The sequence below is a fragment of the Selenomonas oralis genome, from assembly GCF_051603425.1.
Classification (GTDB): Bacteria; Bacillota; Negativicutes; order Selenomonadales; family Selenomonadaceae; genus Selenomonas; species Selenomonas sputigena_A.
Genome location: NZ_CP194411.1, coordinates 1597027 through 1616491, shown reverse-complemented (window position 1 = coordinate 1616491; position 19465 = coordinate 1597027). Strand labels below are relative to the sequence as shown.

Sequence of the window (19465 nt, the reverse complement as noted above, 5' to 3'; positions counted from 1 at the left end):
CGGATAAATAAGCGCCATCATTTTTGTGCATCTTTTCACCCTGCCATCGTCAACAAATCCTTCCCTTCCCGGAGCACCCCGAAGATTATCCGTATGACGCTTCTTTGGCGCCCCAAGGCGGCTCAGGCTTGAAAGCAGCCACTGCTCCATCGGACGCATCCCCCAGGCCGTCCCCACGCCTGCCGAACAAAAATCCCCCGCCTGCCCGAATGCATAAACGGGTAGTCGGGGGGATAAGCATTTCGCCAAAAGCCATATCGCCGAAGCGAAAACCCCGTCCGCCTTTTTATTTTGCCGGTATGGAATTCTGCTCGCGTTTCAGCTGTTCGTAGAGCGTTTTGGCAAGGCCGATGCCGCCGGCTTCAGCAGCGCTGTTCATCATGGCCGTGTCGCGCATCGATTCGAGGATATCGTCCGTGTTGTCGTGGCCGAAGAGGCCGTCCTTGGGCACTGTCTGGCGCATCTGGCGATACATGATGTCGAGGAACATGGCCTCGAAGCCGCGGCAGGCCTCTTGGAGCTTCTTGTCCACCAAAGCCTCCGCCTCGGGCGACAGGGCTCCCTGCCCCTTTTTCGCGGCAAGGGACTTCTGCGCTTCCTTCAGCGTCTCGTTGAATTTAGCGCTCTCAGCCTTCTCCCAGTTTTGCTCCATGGAGCTGTTCGTCGGACGCTGCGCCGCGCTGAGCGCATCCGCATGCAATGCGTCAAAAACCTGCATAGTTTCACCTCATCAAATGATTTCCAAATCTGCATGCAATGCCCCGGAGGCTTTCATGGCCTGCAGAATGGAAATGATATTCTGCGCCGTCGCGCCGACCGAATTCAGCGCACCGACGATATCGCCGACATTTGCCGTCGCAGGAAGCACGATGGAGCTTGCCTTCTGCTCCTTTGCCTCCGTGTTCGTGTCGTTCGTAACAACCGTTGTGCCGGGGCTGAACGGCGGCGGCTGGTTGACGTCGACCTGCTTCGAAATGCTGATGGAAATGCCGCCCTGTGTGATGGCGACCTCATCCACGGCAATGTTGCCGCCCATGACAATCGTTCCCGTGCGCTCATTTACGACGACCTTCGCGATACTGTCCGGTACGATCGGGAGATCTTCCAGGCTCGCGACGAATGTGACGATGTTATTGCGGTAGTAAGCCGGCACAGAAATATCGATACGTCCCGGGTTTGCAGCGCGCGCGATATTGCCGTACTGGGAATTGACCGCCTGCGCGACGCGGGCTGCCGTCGTGAAGTCCGCCTTGTTCAGCGAAAGCGACAGCTTGCCGTCCGAGACGAGATCGTCATCTTCAACACTGCGCTCCACAATAGCGCCTCCCGGAGTCGTACCGACCGTCGGAAAATTCTTTTGCTGCGAACCGCCGCTGGAACCGGCCGAGAAGCCGCCCGTCGCGACAGGCCCTTGTCCGACAGCGTAGACGATGCCGTTGCCGGCTTTCAAAGGAGTCTGCAGCAGCGTTCCGCCGGCAAGGCTTTTCGCATCGCCCATCGAGGACACCGTGATGTCGATGTTGTCCCCCTCGCGTACGAAAGGCGGCAGTGTCGCCGTGACCATAACGGCCGCAACATTCTTCGTCTTCAGATCCGCCTTGCTGATCGTCACGCCGTATTCGCGCAGCATATTTGCCACGGACTGCAGCGTCTCGAGCGTTTTGTTCGAATCGCCCGTACCGTTGAGCCCGACGACGAGGCCGTAGCCCATCAGTTGATTCGAGCGGACTCCCTGCACCTTCGCTATATCCTTGATGCGCGTCATTGCCGATTCGGCAAAGGCCGTCGTGCTCATCACCGTAAAGCAAAGGCACACGGCGAGGCACGCAAAAATTTTCTTCATAAATCTGCCTCCCAACAGCCCGGAAAAACAACCTCAGAACAAGATATTGAAAATCTGCGTGAGGATACCCTGCCGCTGCTTCGCATTCAAGGGGCCCTTGCCATCGAAGCGCACCGTCGCATCCGCTACCTTTGTCGACGGCACAGTGTTGTCGTAGCTCACATCATCGCGGCGCACAATGCCGTGCAGGGTAATCTTATGCTCATCCTTGTTCTGCCAGATGGACTGCGTGCCCTCGACGACCATATTGCCGTTCGGCTGCACCTCCACGACCGTCACGGTGATGTTGCCGCTGAAATTGCTCGAATCCTTCGCCGATCCGTCGGCCTTCCATGAATCCTTGCCGCTGGCCGAAGCCGCCGTGAGAAAATCAAAGATGCCCACGCCGGCGTTGAGGCTCGTTGAACCCGACTTGCCGTTCGAGCGCTTCTTCGACTGTGTCGTCGTCGTCTTCTCGCTGATGACGACCGTCAGGATATCGCCGACGGCCTGTGCCTTGCGGTCGGCAAAGACGCTGCGGGCCGAGGCGCCGCTCTCGGAATCGAGCCAAAGGGACTGAGCCGAAGCGGCCTGCGGCAAAAGGACTGCCCCGCTGAAAAGTCCCGCGAGCACCATGGTCTGCCATTTTTTATTTCTTTTCATAAACTCCACCTCGGTTCAGTTTTCCAACTCGACCGTCGTACTGTCAACAACCCGCCCGAGCATCACCTTGCGCGAAGCCGCATTGCGGACACGGATCTTCTGCCCCACGCGGCCGCGCCCGAGCGCAATGCCGGAAACGCGCACCTCGATGCCGTTGTAATGCGATACGATCAGGACATGCGAACCCGATTCGACGACGATGGGATTCTTGATGAGATTTCCCGAAAGAAGCGTCCCCGCCTGCACCAGGCGGTTCACGACGTGTCCGACTGCCTCGCCCTTGTCCGTCAGGGGACGGCCGCGCACATTCGAGACATCGCGTTCTTCAAAACGCAGATCCGCCTCGCTGATCGGGCTTTCCGGAAAGATGTTGCGCGCCGCGACAAGCACCGTATCGTAGACATGTATGCTGTAGTAGCAGAGCGCCCGCCGATACGGCTTGCCGTCCACATAGGCCGTCACATAGATCGGCGTGCGGCGGTTGTAGGCAAGTCCCACAGGAGCCTCGGCCGAAAACGTGACTTCCCCGGGCGGAAGGCGCATGTCGCGCGGCGGCTTCACCAACATCACTTCGTGACGCCGCGTTTCCCCCAATTCGGCGAGAAGTGCCTCGACCTTCTCATCCGCCAACCGCTGGAATGTCGCCGCCTCCACCTGCTGCGTGAAGCGCGGCGCCGTTGCTGCCGAAGCAGCTCCCCCGGCCGGAAAGAAGCCAACGGCGAACGCGAGAAAAAGCGCCGCCGCCAATAATCTAAGCATTACCCCTGCGCCCTCTGTCAGCGCTTCAGGGAATTTGCAATCTCAAGCATGGAATCCGAAGTCGTGATGGCCTTCGAATTCGACTCATAGGCACGCTGCGCCACAATCATGTTGACCATTTCCTCAACGATCTGGATGTTCGACATTTCAACGACGCCCTGTGTCAAAGTGCCTGCGCCTTCTTCGCCCGGATTCGAGTCAATCGCATTGCCCGAAGCCTCCGTCTCCTGGAAGAGGTTCTTGCCGATGGCGAAGAGTCCCGCCGGGTTCACGAAACGCGAGAGCGTGATCTGCCCGACAGCCGTCACAGTTCCACCTGCCGGCGTGCAGGAAACCTGACCATCGCCCGCAATGACGATGCTGTCGCTCGGCGCATTCTCGTCGATCGTGATGCCGTCTGCCAGAGGATAGCCGTCCGTTGTGACGAGGCGGCGGTTCTGGTCAAGCTTGAAAGAGCCGTCGCGCGTATAGGCGATCGTGCCGTCCGGCATCTCGATGCGGAAAAATCCCTCGCCCTGGATTGCGACATCCGTCGGGTTGCCCGAAGACTGCAGATTGCCCTGCGTAAAGATGCGCTGCGTCGCCGCCGTGCGCGTGCCAAGGCCGATGGCCAGCCCCGTCGGATACTGCGAATCGGCGCCGCTCTGTGCACCGGCTGCACGGAGATTCTGGTAAACGAGATCCTGGAACTCCGCACGCACCTTCTTCGAACCGAACGTATTGACGTTCGCGATGTTATGCGCCACGACATCCATATTGTCCTGCTGTGCCTTCATGCCCGAAGCCGCGGACCAAAGTGCTCTCATCATAAAGCAAACTCCTCCATCTGTCCCAAATCACGATAAATCACACGCACAAACATCCGTCCTGCGGACACTGTGCACCGCCTTTCCATGAAATCCTCTCGGCCTGCCCCTTCGGCCTGACCGTTTGGCCTTCATGAAAATAAAAGGATACTCCAATGCCGCCCCCTTTGCAGGGGGGCAGCATTCATCAGCCATTCATACGGCCGACATCGTTGACGACTTTATCCGTCATCGAGTCCTGCGTCACCAAGGCGCGCGAACCGGCCTCATAAATCCGATAATTATGAATCAGGTTGACCATCTCCTGCGCAACATTGACATTCGAGCGCTCAAGCATGCCCTGCTGGATCTCGCCCGTGGCCGCCTGCGGCTGTGCGCCTTCCTGCGGACGATAGAGATTGTCGCCCTGTTTCAAGGCGGCGCGGCGGTCGTCAAACTGCACGAACTGCAAGGTATCGACAAGGTTCGCGCCGTCCATGATCTGTCCTCTGGCGCCGATCGTGATATTCGCACTGTTCGGCAGCACGATCGGTCTGTTCTGCTCGTTGAGCACAGCCTGTCCACGCGCCGTCACCAGGGCGCCGTTCGCCTGGCGGTAGAAACTGCCGTCGCGTGTGTAGCGCACGCCCTCCGGCGTCTGGATAGCGAAGTAGCCCTCACCCGACACTGCGAGGTCGAATGGGTTGCCCGTCACCGTCATCGCGCCCTGCGAATGATCCGTCGCAATTTCCGCCGTGCAGGAACCGAGCCCGAGCATACCAACCGGCGGGGGTCCCTGCTCGATGCGGAACCCCTTGAAGGAGGTCACCTCATCATCCTGCGCATCGTTGATACGCTTGATGAGCATGGGGGAAAACTCCTCATTCACAGCCTCGTCCCTCTTGTAGCCGGAAGACGCGGCATTCGCCAGATTGTTCGCTATCGTATCCGTGCGGTTCGTCTCGGTAATCATGCCGGACGCCGCAACGTACAAACCACGCAGCATAAAAGAATCCTCCTCATCATTGCACTAATCCAAGGCAGAACTATCCTTATAAACTACACGCACAAACGTCCACTTCGTGGACATTGTGCGCCGCCCTTACATGATTTTTGCCAATCGCTCTGCGCCCTTCGGGCTTGACCTCTTGGAAATTCATAGTAAGCTACACGCACAAACGTCCACTTCGTGGACATTGTGCGCCGCCCTTACATGATTTTTACCAATCGCTCTGCGCCCTTCGGGCTTGACCTCTTGGAAATTCATAGTAAAAACCTCTATAGTCTATATCGGCATTTTCCCCAAAATCATAAGAAAAAATTTATTTTGCGAGGAATTTTACGCGCTCGCCCGTCATGCCAAGGTAATCGAGCGCCTTGCCCGTACCAAGGGCGACGCAGGAAAGCGGATCCTCCGCCAGCGTCGAGGCGATGCCCGTCTCCCGCCGCAGGAGCTCGTCGAAGCCGTAGAGCAAAGCGCCGCCTCCCGTCAGAACGATGCCGCGGTCCATGATATCCGCCGCAAGCTCGGGCGGCGTTTCCTCCAACACCTTCTTCACACAGCGCACGACATTCATGACGGGAGCTTCCAACGCTTCCGCCACATTGGCCGAACGAACCTGGATGGTTTTCGGCAGGCCCGAAAGCAAATCGCGGCCGCGCACCTCCATCATCTCGTCCCGCGCTCCGCGGAAAGCCTCACCGACATTGATCTTGACCTCCTCCGCCGTGCGTTCGCCAATCATCATATTGTATTTACGTTTGATATAGGAAATGATTGCTTCATCGAACGTATCCCCTGCAACGCGCAGGCTCGCACTGTCCACGATGCCGCCGAGACTGATGACGGCAACATCCGTCGTGCCGCCGCCGATATCGACGATCATCGAACCGTTGGCCTCCTCGATGGGAAGCCCTGCCCCCAGAGCCGCGGCCAGAGGCTCTTCGATCAGCTGCGTGTAACGCGCCCCCGCCTGCTCCGCCGCCTCCTGCACGGCACGCTGCTCCACCGTCGTCACGCCCGACGGGATGCAGATCATGATGCGCGGGCGAAAGACAAAGCTCCTGCCCGTCACCTTCTCGATAAAAAAGCGGATCATGCGCTCCGTCATATCATAATCGGCAATCACACCCGCCCGCAAAGGCCGTATTGCCGAAATATTTCCCGGCGTACGCCCGATCATGCTGCGCGCTTCCTCGCCAATCGCCAAGATGCGGTTCGTGTCGCGGTCCACAGCCACGACCGACGGCTCGCGCAGCACAATGCCGCGCCTCTTGACATAGATGAGCACATTCGCCGTTCCCAAATCAACCCCGATATCCATCGACATGCCAAACATTATCCCAAACCCCTTCCAAGGGTACATTTTCAAGCAAAAAGAAACTGCTCCCCTTTTCCTTGCTTCGTTGTCACCAACCTCACCCCATCATATATTATTTTACCATGAAAACCCAAGAAATCAAACCCGAAGGGTGCAGATTGATTGGCGATTTTCATGTAAGGGCGGCGCACAATGTCCACAAAGTGGACGTTTGTGCGTGTAGTTTAGCGTGAACCCCCAAGGGGTCAAGCCCGAAGGGCGCAGGTCGATTGGCGGGGAAACGCGGATAATTTTCCGGACATGTTCCATCGCCGGCGGCCTATCGATGATTGCAGCATGCCGCGTTGTCTGCTCCGGGTCGTTGACGCAGCCTCGCTGCGTGAAAATGCCCCGTCGGAAGATCAACGGGGCATTTTACATGCGGTAGTTGTTCAGGTTCACTCAAAGCAGGCTGTGCATCTTGCCAAGTTCTTTGACCTTTTCCAGTGAAAACTTCGACATCTGCGCAATCATTTCCGGCGGCAGCTTATTCCGCAGCATTTCCACGACAATGTCGGCCTTCCCTTCCTCACGTCCACGTTCCATGCCCTTCTCTATGCCCTGTTCATATATGCCTGCACTCAGATTACACATCGTTCTCAACTCCTCTTCCATATCTATATTCGTATCCATATCGAATTCATCTTTCAGCAGCTGCTTCTTCTCTGCCGCCGGCATCTTCGTATCCTTGAATAAAAGCCGCAGGAAGCGGATGAGCCAATCTTCCTTTCGCTGACGTTCATCTCCGAGGTAGATTGTGATGATGCTCATCAGGTCGTAGTCGGCGCGATTTTCTTTATGACCGTTCAGGATGTGATGCTCTTCCAAGTCATAACGGTTGATGGCGCTCGTGCCGTCCGGAGAGTCCATGCAGAGCCAGATGGTATAGACCTTTTTGATGTCGTCGTACGAGGAACCGGTGAATTCCGTTTCCTTCTGTGAGGAAATCAAACGGCTTGCATAGTAGACTGCCCGACGTAAGATTGCGTATCCCAGTTTCGATCTGCGCTGCGTCCGCTGTGCCTCGACGTTGATGATCAGAGTGATGAGCTCGCCCGATTTTGGTGCGCGTGCGTGAAAGAGGATGTCAAAACGAATCCGACCTTCCGTGATGCCGACGCTCTCCGTGGCGTCTCCTAGGATCTCTTTGGGCGAATGTATGCCGTTTCTTGCAGCATTCGTCGTGTCACGATCGATGGGAATCTCGCTGATCTGCGGTGTTCCCTCGATATATTTTTCGGCGATATCATCGATTGCGGCATCTTGAAACTCCGGCACGGTTCGCTTGAGGAGCCGCGCCATGATGACTTTTTGAGAAAGCAGCCGCTTTGCATGTTGATCGTAGGTAGGATTTTGGTAGAGAGGCGCCGGATTCTCCTGCATCGTGTTTTCTCCTTGTCATGTAAGGGCGGCGCACAATGTCCGCAAAGCGGACGTCTATGCGTGCAGTTCAAGAGCATTCTTTACGCTCATTATAACACCGACCGCTTATTTTCGCCAGACGATTCATTTCGCCCGAAGATGCAAAGGCTGCATTGGCGGTCAAAGCATAAAGAAGGAGCCGCTGCAAACCGCAGCGGCTCCTTCTTTATGCTTTTCTGCTGGAACTCAGCAGGTATGGCACTTCTCGAAAAGCCCCTTTTCCTTGAGGAGCTTGACCATCGTCTCGCCGATATGAGCGACCGTATCGGCGACGGGAATGCCCGCAGCGTTCAGCGCCGCGACCTTGTCGGCTGCCGTGCCCTTGCCGCCCGAGATGATCGCGCCGGCATGACCCATGCGCTTGCCCGGAGGCGCCTGACGGCCTGCGATGAAAGCGGAAACCGGCTTATCCTTCATGTTCGCCTGAATCCACTTCGCAGCATCCTCTTCCGCCGTGCCGCCGATCTCACCGATCATCAGGACGGCCAGCGTATCAGGATCATCCTTGAAGAGCTGCAGAGCGTCGATGAAGTCCGTGCCCTTGACGGGGTCGCCACCGATGCCGACCGTCGTCGTCTGGCCGATGCCCGCATTCGTGAGCTGGAAAGCAGCCTCATACGTCAAGGTGCCGGAGCGCGAGATGACGCCGACATGACCGGGCTTGCTGACCGTAGCCGGCGTGATGCCGAGCTTCGACTGCTTGGATGTCAGAAGACCCGGGCAGTTCGGGCCGACGAGACGCGTCTTCCTGCCTTCCATGTAGCGGCGCACCTTGACCATGTCGAGGACAGGGATATGCTCCGTAATGCAGACGACGAGATCGAGATCGGCATCAACCGCTTCCATGATACTGTCCGCCGCAAAACGAGGGGGAACATAGACGACCGAAGCCGTCGCGCCCGTAGCCTTCACAGCATCCGCAACCGTATTGAACACGGGAACACCCTCGACCTTCTGACCCGCCTTGCCCGGCGTTACGCCTGCGACAATCTTCGTGCCATAGTCGAGCATCTGCTTCGTGTGGAACGTCGCCGCTTTGCCCGTGATGCCCTGCACGATGACCTTTGTATCTTTATCAATCAAAACTGACATGTGTTTGACCTCCCTTTCGATTTAAGCCTTCGCCTCAGCAACGAGTTTGACAATCTGCTCGGCGCCGCCCTCCATCGTGGGTGCAGGGAAGACGTTAGAAATCGGCGTGTTCTTCAGAATCTCGCGGCCTTCTTCGACCTTCGTGCCCTCAAGACGGACAACGACGGGAACCGGGAGGGATTTGCCGTCCTTGGAGATGATCTTCGCGGCCTCGATGATGCCGTTCGCGATGTTGTCACAGCGATTGATGCCGCCGAAGATGTTGACGAAGATGCCCTTCGCCTGGCCGCCTTCGAGCATGATGTTGAACGCTTTCGCGATCTTCTCCGGCTCGGAGTCGCCGCCGACATCGAGGAAGTTGGCAGGCTCGCCGCCGTAATGTTTGATGATGTCGACCGTAGCCATGGCCAGGCCTGCGCCGTTGACCATGCACGCGACATCGCCGCCGAGGTTGACGTAGTTGAGGCCGGCAGCCGCAGCTTCGCGCTCCTTCGGATCCTCTTCCGTCTCATCGCGCAGCTCGACGATGTCGGGATGGCGGAACAGTGCGCTGTCATCAAAGTTCAGCTTCGCATCGAGGCAGATCACATCATCCTCGGCCGTGACGACAAGCGGATTGATCTCAACCTGCGAGCAGTCCTTGCCGATGAACGCATTGTAAAGCTTCTCCATCAGAACCGCGGCCTTGCGAATCGCAGGAGCCGGAATATTGATGGCGTACGCCATGCGCGTCGCCTGGAACGGTGCAAGACCGATGACCGGATCGATGTACTCCTTGATGATCTTTTCCGGAGTTTCGGCTGCGACCTTTTCGATCTCGACGCCGCCTTCCTCGGAACCCATCATGACGATCCTCGCCGTGGCGCGGTCAACGACAAAGCTGAGGTAATATTCCTTCTTGATGTTCGAGCCTTCTTCAATCAGGAGGCGACCGACTTTCTTGCCCTCAGGACCCGTCTGATGCGTGACGAGAACCTTGCCAAGCAGCTCCTTCGCGTAGCCCTCGACTTCTTCGATGGACTTGGCGATCTTGACGCCGCCCGCCTTGCCGCGGCCACCCGCGTGGATCTGCGCCTTGACGACCGTGACAGCAGCGCCGAGCTTCTTCGCATTCTCGACCGCTTCTTCCACGCTGAACGCCGGCAGGCCGTTCGGCACATTGACGCCGAATTCCCGCAGGACTTGCTTGGACTGGTACTCATGAATATTCATAACCATGCCTCCCTGTTAATGGTTCTCGGGACGGAGGATATTGCTTCCTCTCATTTCATCCCATAAACAAATATATTGTATAATTTTTTCGCCCTATTGTCTAGTGGTTTCTTATAAATCTTATAATACTCGCCGCCTATCATACTCTATACTTATAGGAAATCGTCGCCGGAAGATCTTCCTTGACCTTTTCAGACAACGCCCTGCTTCAGGAGATCCGTGACATGGATCATGCCTGCCGGAGCGCCCTTCTCATCCATGACGGGAAGCACGGTGACGGGACGCGGCTTGTGCTTTTCCATAACAGAGAGCGCCGCCGTCGCCAGCTCATCTGCGCGAATCGTCAAAGGCTCGGTGAACATGATCTCGTGTACGGGCTCATCAAGGAAGGCATAATCTTTTGCAAGAGCGCGGCGGATGATACCGTCGGTCAAAAGTCCGATAAAACGCCCGGACCCATCGACGACGGAAACAGCGCCAAGCCCTTTCTCCGTCATGACGAAAAGCGCATCCTTCGCCGTTTTTGTGCTCTCGACGACAGGATTCTCCTCTCCTGTATGCATCACATCCTGCACTTTGAGCAGAAGACGGCGCCCCAGTGCACCGCCCGGATGGAAGAGTGCGAAATCCTGCTTCTTGAAGTTTCGCACGCTCATCACAGCGACGGCAATGGCATCCCCCATGGCGAGCGTCGCCGTCGTGCTCGTCGTCGGCGCAAGTCCCAAAGGGCACGCTTCCGGCTCATGTCCAATGTCGATGACGTAGTCGGAATACTCCGCAAGCTGCGACGCACGATTGCCCGTCATAGCAATGATCGGCGCACCGATGCGATGAATGACGGGCAGGATCTTCACGACTTCCTGCACCTCACCGCTATTGGAAATCGCCAAGACAACATCCCTGTCCGTCACCATGCCGAGATCGCCGTGAAACGCCTCCGCCGGGTGCATGAAAAACGCCGGCGTCCCCGTGCTCGCAAGCGTTGCGGCAATCTTTCTGCCGACATGCCCGGACTTGCCCATACCCGTGACGATGATGCGCGCCGTGCAGTCAAGGATGCACTCAACCGCACGACAAAATTCCTCATCGATATTCTCCGTCAGCTTTTTCACCGCCGCCGCTTCCATCGTCAGCGTTTCTGTCGCCTTTTCCCGTATCACATCTCGCTTCATTCGCTGCGCTCCTTTTTGTTTTGACTGTAACCCCTTCGAAAACTACACTCCTATTATACACCGCGCGACGCTTTCTGTGTAGATTTTCGCAGGCTTTTCCTGAGGAACCACTGATAAAATGCAGGTGCCCGAATTTGGAGAGATACGCTCTTCCGATTGCGGTCAACGTCAGCCAGTCATGCTGCGCGCTTGCATTCCTGGGACGTTTTCGCAAACGCGCCGCCTGAGCGTGCCTTTTCGGCTCTGACTGTGCAAAAAATCCGTGCCAAGCAAAGAACTTATATTAACATAAAACATTGATATGTTACACCTCCATAAAAAAGAGATATAATAAAAATACATCATTTTCTTTCAAACTTTCCCGGAAAGGCGGTATGAATCATGACGGAAAAAACAAACAACCCCCGTGTCGTCATCTTGGGCGGCGGCATCGCCGGCATACGTGCGGCGCGCAAACTCGCGAACGAGCCGGTCGACGTTCTCATCATCGACCACAACAACTATCAGGTCTTTCAGCCGCTGCTCTATCAGGTAGCCACCTCGATGCTCTCGGCGGACGAGGTCATTTACCCGATCCGCGGCTTCTTCCGCAATGCTTCGAACGTCAACTTTCTGCTCGCCGAGATCGAAGGCATCGACACGGACGCACAAGCCGTGCACACCGACCAAGGCGAAATCCGCTACGATCACCTCATCATCGCGCTCGGTGCCACGCCAAACTTCTTCGGCTCCAAGAGCATTGAAGAACATGCCCTGCCATTGAAGACGCTCGTCGATTCCATTGAGATTCGCAGCCACGTCCTCAAGATCTTCGAAGAAGCCTCGCGTGAAAAAGACGCTGCGAAGCGCAAAGCGCTTTTGACCTTCGTCTTTGTCGGCGCAGGCCCGATCGGCGTCGAAGGCTCAGGCGGCCTCTCCGAGCTCATCTACGACGTCTTTCAGAAAGAATACCATACGATCGACTTCAACGAAGTCGAGCTGCATCTGATCGGCGCAGACCCCGGCGTCTTGATGATGATGCCCGAAAAACTGCGCCAAGAGACCCTGCGCGTGCTTGAACAGAAAAAGGTCGCCGTCCAATGCTCGATGATGGTCACGGACTACGACGGCGAAACCTTGCGCTACAAGCCTTTCAGCGCCCCCAAAGACGCCCCCCTGCAAGAGATCAGGACGCACACCGTCATCTGGGCGGCAGGCGTCCGCCCCGTCGACTGTCTCGACGGGTTTGCCGCAGAAAAAGATCGCGGTCGCCGCATCATCATCGACGATACGATACACGCGCGTGGCTTTGAAAACGTCTATGCCGCCGGCGACTGCTCAAGCTTCACGCCGCCCGGAGCGGAGCACCCGCTGCCGACACTCGCCCCCGTCGCGCTTGCCGAAGGCGATGTCGCCGCCGCCAACATCCTGCACAAGCTCAAGGGCGAGCCGCTCGAACATCTCGATTACAAGAGCAAGGGGGTCATGGCGATCATCGGCAACAGCGAAGCCGTCATGTCCGCCGGCCCCCTCGTCGGGCGCGGCTTCCTCGCCTGGTCGGCATGGCTCTGGATCCATCTCCTGACGAAGGCGGGTTTCCACGCCAACGTCTCCGTATCATTCAAATGGTTTTTCAACTACTTCTTCGACACCCGCCTGGGCCGCATGATCACGCGCTGAAAAGCACTGGAACATCCGACTGCATACGCCTCAGCCCATTGTATGACCCCGTCCGGACGGACCCGGCTGGGCCTTCGTCGAGCGAGATTACGGCATGAACCGCCCAGGATGGAAAAATGGGATCGCCCTGCAGGGGCAATCCCATTTTTTATTACAGCGCTGCCGCTTTGGGCTCCTCCTTTTCCAGTGCCAAAAGCGCCTGCACGTAGAGCGCGCATTCGAGCCGCTTCTTTTGGATCTCGCAGCCGACCTCATATGGCTTTCGGATATCGCCGTGGAAGAGGTCGGCGTTGGCATGACAGCCGCCGCTGCAGAAGAACCGCGCCCAGCAGCCGGCGCATTTCTCCTTGTTCAGGACATGCGATTCGCGGAAGTATCGCGGCAGTTCCGCATCCGTCACGCCGTCATAGATGCTGCCGAGCCGGTAGCGCTTCCTACCGACGAATTGGTGGCACGGATAGAGATCGCCGTTTTCCGCGACAGCGAAATACTCGTGTCCCGCACCGCAGCCGGAAAGCCTTTTGGCAACACAAGGCCCGTTCGACAGATCCATGTTGAAGTGGAAGAAGAAGAAGCCTCTTCCCTCGCGGCGGCGCTTCATATAGGCTTCCGTGAGGCGATCGTATTCCTCTCTGAGGCGCGGCAGGTCCTCTTCCTCGAAGCCGAGCGGACTGTCCTTCAGGACGACGGGCTCGACGGAGAGAATGTCGAAGCCCGCATCGTGCATCGAGAGCACATCCTGCGTGAAATCCATATTGTGCTTCGTGTAAGTACCGCGCAGATAGGTGTAGATTCCGCGGTAATCCCAATCCCCGCCCGCGCGGCTCGCGAGACACTTCCGGAAATTCCGCACAATGCGTTCGTATGTACCCCGCCCCGCGATGTCGGGGCGCATGGCATCGTTCGTTTCCTTGCGCCCGTCGAGCGAGAGAACGAGCGAAAAATCGTTGGCATTGAGCCAAGCGATATTGGCGTCGTTGAGGAGCATGCCGTTCGTCGTCAGCGTCAGCTTGAACGCCTTGCCTGTTTCTTTCTCCCGCTTCCGCACATATTCCGTCACGGCCTTGACCGTCTTCATGTTCATCAGCGGTTCGCCGCCAAAGAAATCGATTTCGCAGTGCCTGCGCGGCCCCGATCCTTCGATGAGGAAATCGACGGCGCGGCATCCCACCTCGGGCGTCATGACCGCGCGCTCCATGCCGTAGTTGCCGCCGTCGCCGAAGCAGTATCGGCAGCGCAGGTTGCAGTCCTGGGCGACCATCAGGCACAGCGATTTCACCAGGCCCTTCTGGGCAAAGGTCGGCGGCACGTCAATGTCCGGCGCGAAAAGCTCGCCCATCTCCATGAGCTCATGCAGCTCAGAAACAGCTTCCTCCAGCTCTTCCGCCGGGTAGCGCCCTGCGAGCGCCCGGACAACCGCCGCATCGTTCGTTCCGTCAAAGACGTCCATGATGTCGTATACCATCTCATCCACGACATGGACGGCGCCGCTGTTGACGTCGAGCAGGATAAAGGAGCCTCCCTGCTCGAATTTATGGATTCTCTCTTTCATTTGCGTCCTCCGTATACGCGGAAAAACAAGGAGCCCGTCCCATATTTCCCCGAGATGCGGAAAAGACCTCTTCCCCAAGGAAGAGGTCTTTTCTTGTTACTTCCTGCTCTCACAAACCTGGTTGCCCACCGTGCAGGACGTCTTGCATGCCGACTGGCACGATGCCTGGCATTCGCCGCAGCCGCCGGTCTTCAGCGTCTTTTGCAGCGTCGGCTTGTTGACCGTCTTGATGTGCTTCATCATACGACCTCCTTTTCCGTTTCGCCTCTTTTCATTCTACCTGTTTTTTCCGCACTTGGCAAGGGATTTCCCCGACAATGCCTGTCCGGCTTTCCCCATGCAGTGCAGGAGCAAACGCCATGCCGGTTCCTTCCGCCGTCCTCGATGCGGCCGCCGGAAGGGATGCAGAGGCCCAGCCCCGGACAAGGACGGCGGCTTGACGAACAATCTCCGACGGGGTACGATAGCAAAAGACCCGGCCGCTTTCCCGAAAGAAGGCACCATAGACTGCGACGAAGATCTACGCAGGCTGCCGTTTCGGCAGACAGAATGCCAACCGCTGCCAATCATAAAACGAGGAGAACATGCCATCTATGAAACAGAACAAGCGAACTCTTTCCTTTGCGTCCGACTATATGGAGGGCGCGCATCCCGAGATCCTCCGCCGCCTTGCAGAAACGAATATGGAGCAGACCCCCGGCTATGGCCTCGACGAATATTCCGAGACCGCGCGTGCGAAAATACGCCGGGCAGCCCATGCGCCGGAAGCGGATATTTTTTTCCTCATCGGCGGCACACAAGCGAACGCCACGGTCATCGACGCCCTCCTGCGCCCCTACCAGGGCGTTGCTGCAGCCGAGACGGGGCACATCAGCGTCCACGAGGCCGGCGCCATCGAGTTCGGCGGGCACAAGGTGCTGACGCTGCCGCATAAGGCCGGCAAGATTTCGGCTTCACAGATTGAGAGCTGTCTTGCCTCTTACCGGCAGGATGCAAACCGCGAGCATATGGTCATGCCCGGCATGGTCTACATCTCACAGCCGACAGAATACGGCTCGCTCTACTCTCTTGCAGAGCTTGAGGCCATCAGCGCCGTCTGCCGCGCAGGCGGCGTCCATCTCTACCTCGACGGTGCGCGTCTTGCCTACGCGCTTGCCTGTCCGGCGGACGACGTGACGCTCGCCGACATCGCCCGTCTCACGACCGCCTTTTACATCGGCGGCACGAAATGCGGCGCACTCTTCGGTGAAGCTGTCGTCTTTCCTAAGAAAAACACCGTGCCGCACTTCTTCAGCATCGTCAAGCAGCACGGCGCACTCCTCGCAAAAGGGCGCATTGCGGGACTGCAGTTCGATGCACTCTTTTCCCATGACCTTTACAGAAAAGGCGGCGAGACAGCGATCCGCGCCGCCGACCGCATCCGCAGCGCGCTCCTCCAAAAAGGCTACCGCCTCGCCTTCGACGCGCCGACAAACCAGATCTTCCTCGTGCTGGACCAAAAGCAGCGCGAGCGTTTGGAAGAGCATGTCGAAATGGGTTTCTGGGAAAACCTCCCGGACGGCACGACCGTCATGCGCCTTGCGACAAGCTGGGCAACGAGGGAAGAGGATGTCGAGGCATTGATCGAACGGCTCTAAAAGCGGCGGCATCGTTGGAACCGCCCACGGGCAGCCTTAAAGCAGGCTGTTTCTCCTGCCGCTTTTTCAAATCTTATCCGCAGGATCCATGTGCCGCCCGCCGCATTCACTCTCCCGCCGGCATCAGGATGATCTGCACGGGGAGGTTCGAGGCGCCGGGGGGCGAGAGTTCGAAGCTCGGCTGTACGGAGCTGTGGTAACTGCCGAGGTCGGAGAGCTCCGCCCATTCCTTCAGCCGGTCCTTGCCTGCAAGCCGCGCTGCGCGGTCGGCGTCGCTGTCCGGCGGTATCGCGTCGCCGAAATAGGCTCGGCCGCCGGGCGTTTCTAAGAGGTTCGGTCCATGTCCGAAGTCGACGCTCATCGCGCCCGCATAAACACCGCCCAGCGGCGTCAGGTAGTACTGCGTCGCCTCGCGTCCTACCGTCGGGATCTGGATGCGGTAGAGCACGCCGTAGTTGCCGACATTCGTCACACGGCTTCCATCCGTCGCATCAACTCCTGTGCGGAAGACGTCCTGCCGATTGTCGCCGATCGGAATGTAGACGACGCCATCCTTCTCCGGGTCGTAGGGTTTGCTGCTGATCACGCGGTCCATGCCCCGGAAGGTGCCGCGCAGGCGCTGCTCATCCTTCGGCAGAACGCGTGCATGCTTGATGAACTTCAGGGGATCGGACACCGCCGGATACATGATGACGGAAACCTTGACGGGACCTGTGGCGTGAAAATCGTAGACGCCATAGACAAGCTGCCCCGGCTCAAGAATGATTTCATTCATCAGCGGGTCGAGAAGCCGTTTTTCCTGGCTCAGGACATAGACGGTATCGTCGCGCTTTTTCTGGAAGTAGGCGAGCTGCGTGCTTTTTCCCACTTCCAGGTAGTCGCGGCTCGGGCGTCCTGAGCCGCCGCGCGTCACCCGGACGACAGAGATGTCCTTGCCTTCGTTCTGCAGGACGACGGCGACTTTCTTGCGCGCTCCCGTATTGTTCAGATGATAGTAGAGAACGCGCGCGTCGCCCGTCACGGTGTCCTCGTAAAGGATGCCGTTCGTATCGACGTACTCCGGGCTGTCCGAGAAGATCAGCGTGCCGCCCGTATCCTGCGTATCCACTGTCCACTCGCGCATATCCTGCGTCGTGGGATTGAAGCGCAGAGAGCCGTCCGCCAGATTCACGACAGGGGTTTTCCCACCTGCTGCCGCTTCCTCGGACGCATGCTTCTGCGTGCGGTTGAGCGTCGAGCTTCCGGGCGCTGTACGACCTGTCCTGATCTCGCTTGTCTTGCCGGAAAACCCGTGCGCGCCCCGCGTGCCGCTCGTATCGACAATCGTATCGGAACCCCTGTCTGCCGCATGGCGCGCAGCCTCCGCCGAAACATGCGTGAGGCCAAGCCCCGCTGCAGCCGTCAACAGGCATGCCATAATCTTTGCCTTGCAATTCATCTTCCTGAAAACTCCCTTTCTCTCAAAACGACGCAGCGTCAGGCCGCGCCGTTCTATCCCATGACCAGCAGCATGATGAAAAACGCCAAGGATCCGACATCTCCCGCATCACCGCTCAAGGTGCTGATCGATGCCGAATATACTGAAAAGCTCTGCCTTCAAAAGGCGCAGCCGAAATTCGATAAGACCGAATTTCGGTCTTGGCACATTGACCCGATGCAGGAGCATCGGATCCGTCTGAAACGTATTGAGGCCCGCATCGCCCGTAACAGCCGTCAGGTAATTGCTCTCGCGCAGAAGTTCCGCCGCCTCCATATTGTACCGTCCATTCGGATAGGAGAAGCTGAACACCGTCCGAATGCCGTTCCACTCCATCAGGAGTTTGGAGAGCCGCACCTGGGCTTCCTGTTCGGCACGGCTCAGGCCGACGAGAGGCAGATGGTCGCAGGTATGGCAGCCGATCTCGATGCCGCGCTGCTGCATGTCTCGAAGCTGCTCCCATGTCAGATAGCCTTTGAGGCCAATGAAGTTCGTCACCATGTAGACTTCTGCCTTCATCCCCCGCTCCTCGAGAAGCGGCAGTGCCGTGCTGTAGTTGTCCTCATAGCCGTCATCAAACGTGATGATCAGCGGCTTTGGGGGCAGTTCTCCCTTTCCCTTGGCCGCCTTGGAGAAGTCGAGCATGGTGATCGTTTCATACCCCTCTGCCTTCAAGTAATCAAGCTGCTCCCGAAAATCCTCCGGCGGCACAAAATAACGTATGGCGGAAGCCTCGTCCTCCCCTGGCTCATCCGCAATATGGTGGTACTCGAGAACGAGCACGCCCTTGGCCGGATGCAGCCAGGCGTAGCCCAGGAACACTGCAAGGAGCAGAAGCAGTCCCCCAAGAACGGAGCACACGATTCTTTTTTTCATCTATCTTCCCCCTCCCAAGGCTCCTGCCATCGCCCCGATCTTCCGCAGCCGATGGTTGACGCCCGATTTGCCTATGCCAAGAAACGCCGCCAGCTCGGCGAGTGTCGCATCGGGATGCGCCAGCCGCATTTCGGCCGCTTCCCTGAGCCCCGGCGCCAGCTGCGCGAGAGCGCCTGTCGCCGCAAGGGCGCGGATGGCTGCAATCTGACGTCCCGCCGCATCGACCGCCTTCTGCAAATTTGCCGTTTCGCAGTTCACGATGCGGTTGACCTGGTTCTTCACTTCCTTGAGATTGCGCGCCGCTTCAAGGGCCTCGGCCGCTTTTTCCGCGCCGAGCAAGGACAGGAAGTCGATGATGGCGTCGCTCTCCTTGACGTAGACGATGTAATGCTCCTTGCGGTCGGTCAGCCCCACCGGATACCCCATGTTCCGCAGGAGGGACACGAGAAGATCCGCGAAGGAAAAACTCTCCGTCACAAGCTCGAGATGATACCCGGCCTCCGGGCGGCTGACGCTGCCGCCGCCCAGAAAGGCGCCGCGCAGGTAAGCCTTGCGGCAGCATTTTTTCTCGAGGAGCGCACTGTCCGTTCCCATGTTGAGCACCAGGCCGCGCATGAGGCCGAGACGTTCCATCAAGGCGGCGACATCGCGCGAGGGCAGGACGCGCACGAGGTAGCTGTTGCGCTTCTTCAGGCGGCGCGAACGGCTTACGGTAAGCTCCGTATGCACTTCGGCGGAGCCTTTGAGGAGCATCAGCACCTTGCGGGCAACGGCCGCATTTTCCGTCGTAAAGGCAAGTCCGACCGAGCGTCCTTTCCCCAGCGTCAGAACAGCCCCCATGCGCAGGAGCGCCGCCAGTTCCGCCGTGCGGCAGCAGGCCCTGCGGGGCAGGGAACGCGCGAGGTCGTTCTTCACCTCCGAAGCAAACGATGTAAACGCCATGAATTCCGATTCTCCTCTTCTGGTATACCGGACGG

Annotated in this window: 18 protein-coding genes; 2 read left to right on the top strand and 16 right to left on the bottom strand. The window is 58.0% G+C overall.

Annotated elements, in window-relative coordinates:
* Nucleotides 1–286 precede the first annotated feature (286 nt).
* The 11 genes from ACRTGH_RS07620 to ACRTGH_RS07570 all read right to left on the bottom strand — a co-directional run bounded on the left by ACRTGH_RS07620 (nt 287) and on the right by ACRTGH_RS07570 (nt 11287).
* Nucleotides 287–718 carry a rod-binding protein gene (locus tag ACRTGH_RS07620; protein ID WP_368846478.1) on the bottom strand — a complete coding sequence of 144 codons (432 nt, stop codon included), beginning with the start codon at nt 716–718 and terminating at the stop codon, nt 287–289.
* Between the two features lie 12 nt (nt 719–730).
* Nucleotides 731–1843, bottom strand: coding sequence for a flagellar basal body P-ring protein FlgI (locus tag ACRTGH_RS07615; RefSeq protein ID WP_368846479.1), 1113 nt, complete (start codon nt 1841–1843; stop codon nt 731–733).
* A 33-nt stretch (nt 1844–1876) separates the two neighbouring features.
* Entirely contained in the window at nt 1877–2485 is a 609-nt protein-coding gene (locus tag ACRTGH_RS07610) for a flagellar basal body L-ring protein FlgH (RefSeq protein WP_368846480.1), read from the bottom strand.
* 15 nt (nt 2486–2500) lie between these two features.
* Nucleotides 2501–3244: a flagellar basal body P-ring formation chaperone FlgA gene (gene flgA, locus ACRTGH_RS07605; protein ID WP_368846481.1), complete on the bottom strand. Its 744-nt coding sequence runs from the start codon at nt 3242–3244 to the stop codon at nt 2501–2503.
* Nucleotides 3245–3261: 17 nt separating this feature from the next.
* Nucleotides 3262–4053, bottom strand: a complete 792-nt coding sequence (flgG, locus tag ACRTGH_RS07600) for a flagellar basal-body rod protein FlgG (protein ID WP_368846482.1) — start codon at nt 4051–4053, stop codon at nt 3262–3264.
* Between the two features lie 184 nt (nt 4054–4237).
* Nucleotides 4238–5035 (bottom strand): flagellar basal-body rod protein FlgF, encoded by a 798-nt coding sequence (gene flgF, locus ACRTGH_RS07595; RefSeq protein WP_368846483.1) that lies wholly within the window; start codon nt 5033–5035, stop codon nt 4238–4240.
* A 316-nt stretch (nt 5036–5351) separates the two neighbouring features.
* Nucleotides 5352–6368: a rod shape-determining protein gene (gene mreB, locus ACRTGH_RS07590; protein ID WP_368846484.1), complete on the bottom strand. Its 1017-nt coding sequence runs from the start codon at nt 6366–6368 to the stop codon at nt 5352–5354.
* 423 nt (nt 6369–6791) lie between these two features.
* On the bottom strand, nt 6792–7772 hold the full coding sequence (locus tag ACRTGH_RS07585; RefSeq protein ID WP_368846485.1) for a nuclease: 981 nt from the start codon (nt 7770–7772) through the stop codon (nt 6792–6794).
* Nucleotides 7773–7997: 225 nt separating this feature from the next.
* Nucleotides 7998–8903: a succinate--CoA ligase subunit alpha gene (gene sucD / locus ACRTGH_RS07580; protein WP_368846486.1), complete on the bottom strand. Its 906-nt coding sequence runs from the start codon at nt 8901–8903 to the stop codon at nt 7998–8000.
* Between the two features lie 21 nt (nt 8904–8924).
* Nucleotides 8925–10115, bottom strand: a complete 1191-nt coding sequence (gene sucC / locus ACRTGH_RS07575) for an ADP-forming succinate--CoA ligase subunit beta (protein WP_368846487.1) — start codon at nt 10113–10115, stop codon at nt 8925–8927.
* A 191-nt stretch (nt 10116–10306) separates the two neighbouring features.
* The gene (locus ACRTGH_RS07570; protein ID WP_368846488.1) at nt 10307–11287 is read right to left on the bottom strand and encodes a KpsF/GutQ family sugar-phosphate isomerase; all 981 of its coding nucleotides are present in this window, start codon (nt 11285–11287) and stop codon (nt 10307–10309) included.
* A gap of 381 nt (nt 11288–11668) precedes the next feature.
* Between ACRTGH_RS07570 and ACRTGH_RS07565 the strand changes: the two genes are divergently transcribed.
* Entirely contained in the window at nt 11669–12946 is a 1278-nt protein-coding gene (locus ACRTGH_RS07565; RefSeq protein ID WP_368846489.1) for an NAD(P)/FAD-dependent oxidoreductase, read from the top strand.
* A gap of 151 nt (nt 12947–13097) precedes the next feature.
* Here ACRTGH_RS07565 and scfB read toward each other — a convergent pair whose 3' ends face one another.
* Nucleotides 13098–14498, bottom strand: a complete 1401-nt coding sequence (gene scfB / locus ACRTGH_RS07560; RefSeq protein WP_368846490.1) for a thioether cross-link-forming SCIFF peptide maturase — start codon at nt 14496–14498, stop codon at nt 13098–13100.
* Nucleotides 14499–14594: 96 nt separating this feature from the next.
* The gene (gene scfA, locus ACRTGH_RS07555) at nt 14595–14738 is read right to left on the bottom strand and encodes a six-cysteine ranthipeptide SCIFF (protein ID WP_368846491.1); all 144 of its coding nucleotides are present in this window, start codon (nt 14736–14738) and stop codon (nt 14595–14597) included.
* Between the two features lie 353 nt (nt 14739–15091).
* Here scfA and ACRTGH_RS07550 point away from each other — a divergent pair, with 353 nt between their 5' ends.
* Complete coding sequence (locus ACRTGH_RS07550; protein ID WP_368846492.1) at nt 15092–16135, top strand: threonine aldolase family protein; 1044 nt, start codon at nt 15092–15094, stop codon at nt 16133–16135.
* Nucleotides 16136–16241: 106 nt separating this feature from the next.
* On the opposite strand, the gene ACRTGH_RS07545 is transcribed toward ACRTGH_RS07550, so the two are convergent.
* The 3 genes from ACRTGH_RS07545 to whiA all read right to left on the bottom strand — a co-directional run bounded on the left by ACRTGH_RS07545 (nt 16242) and on the right by whiA (nt 19430).
* Nucleotides 16242–17573 (bottom strand): copper amine oxidase, encoded by a 1332-nt coding sequence (locus ACRTGH_RS07545; protein ID WP_368846493.1) that lies wholly within the window; start codon nt 17571–17573, stop codon nt 16242–16244.
* A gap of 108 nt (nt 17574–17681) precedes the next feature.
* Nucleotides 17682–18488 (bottom strand): polysaccharide deacetylase family protein, encoded by an 807-nt coding sequence (locus ACRTGH_RS07540; protein ID WP_368846494.1) that lies wholly within the window; start codon nt 18486–18488, stop codon nt 17682–17684.
* The gene (whiA, locus tag ACRTGH_RS07535) at nt 18489–19430 is read right to left on the bottom strand and encodes a DNA-binding protein WhiA (RefSeq protein WP_368846495.1); all 942 of its coding nucleotides are present in this window, start codon (nt 19428–19430) and stop codon (nt 18489–18491) included.
* Between the last annotated feature and the right edge of the window lie 35 nt (nt 19431–19465).

What these genes read in the sequence shown, in the direction of transcription:
- ACRTGH_RS07620 (WP_368846478.1), bottom strand. Translation starts at nt 718, where the DNA reads ATGCAGGTTTTTGACGCATTGCATGCGGATGCGCTCAGCGCGGCGCAG.
- ACRTGH_RS07615 (WP_368846479.1), bottom strand. Translation starts at nt 1,843, where the DNA reads ATGAAGAAAATTTTTGCGTGCCTCGCCGTGTGCCTTTGCTTTACGGTG.
- ACRTGH_RS07610 (WP_368846480.1), bottom strand. Translation starts at nt 2,485, where the DNA reads ATGAAAAGAAATAAAAAATGGCAGACCATGGTGCTCGCGGGACTTTTC.
- flgA (WP_368846481.1), bottom strand. Translation starts at nt 3,244, where the DNA reads ATGCTTAGATTATTGGCGGCGGCGCTTTTTCTCGCGTTCGCCGTTGGC.
- flgG (WP_368846482.1), bottom strand. Translation starts at nt 4,053, where the DNA reads ATGATGAGAGCACTTTGGTCCGCGGCTTCGGGCATGAAGGCACAGCAG.
- flgF (WP_368846483.1), bottom strand. Translation starts at nt 5,035, where the DNA reads ATGCTGCGTGGTTTGTACGTTGCGGCGTCCGGCATGATTACCGAGACG.
- mreB (WP_368846484.1), bottom strand. Translation starts at nt 6,368, where the DNA reads ATGTTTGGCATGTCGATGGATATCGGGGTTGATTTGGGAACGGCGAAT.
- ACRTGH_RS07585 (WP_368846485.1), bottom strand. Translation starts at nt 7,772, where the DNA reads ATGCAGGAGAATCCGGCGCCTCTCTACCAAAATCCTACCTACGATCAA.
- sucD (WP_368846486.1), bottom strand. Translation starts at nt 8,903, where the DNA reads ATGTCAGTTTTGATTGATAAAGATACAAAGGTCATCGTGCAGGGCATC.
- sucC (WP_368846487.1), bottom strand. Translation starts at nt 10,115, where the DNA reads ATGAATATTCATGAGTACCAGTCCAAGCAAGTCCTGCGGGAATTCGGC.
- ACRTGH_RS07570 (WP_368846488.1), bottom strand. Translation starts at nt 11,287, where the DNA reads ATGAAGCGAGATGTGATACGGGAAAAGGCGACAGAAACGCTGACGATG.
- ACRTGH_RS07565 (WP_368846489.1), top strand. Translation starts at nt 11,669, where the DNA reads ATGACGGAAAAAACAAACAACCCCCGTGTCGTCATCTTGGGCGGCGGC.
- scfB (WP_368846490.1), bottom strand. Translation starts at nt 14,498, where the DNA reads ATGAAAGAGAGAATCCATAAATTCGAGCAGGGAGGCTCCTTTATCCTG.
- scfA (WP_368846491.1), bottom strand. Translation starts at nt 14,738, where the DNA reads ATGAAGCACATCAAGACGGTCAACAAGCCGACGCTGCAAAAGACGCTG.
- ACRTGH_RS07550 (WP_368846492.1), top strand. Translation starts at nt 15,092, where the DNA reads ATGAAACAGAACAAGCGAACTCTTTCCTTTGCGTCCGACTATATGGAG.
- ACRTGH_RS07545 (WP_368846493.1), bottom strand. Translation starts at nt 17,573, where the DNA reads ATGAATTGCAAGGCAAAGATTATGGCATGCCTGTTGACGGCTGCAGCG.
- ACRTGH_RS07540 (WP_368846494.1), bottom strand. Translation starts at nt 18,488, where the DNA reads ATGAAAAAAAGAATCGTGTGCTCCGTTCTTGGGGGACTGCTTCTGCTC.
- whiA (WP_368846495.1), bottom strand. Translation starts at nt 19,430, where the DNA reads ATGGCGTTTACATCGTTTGCTTCGGAGGTGAAGAACGACCTCGCGCGT.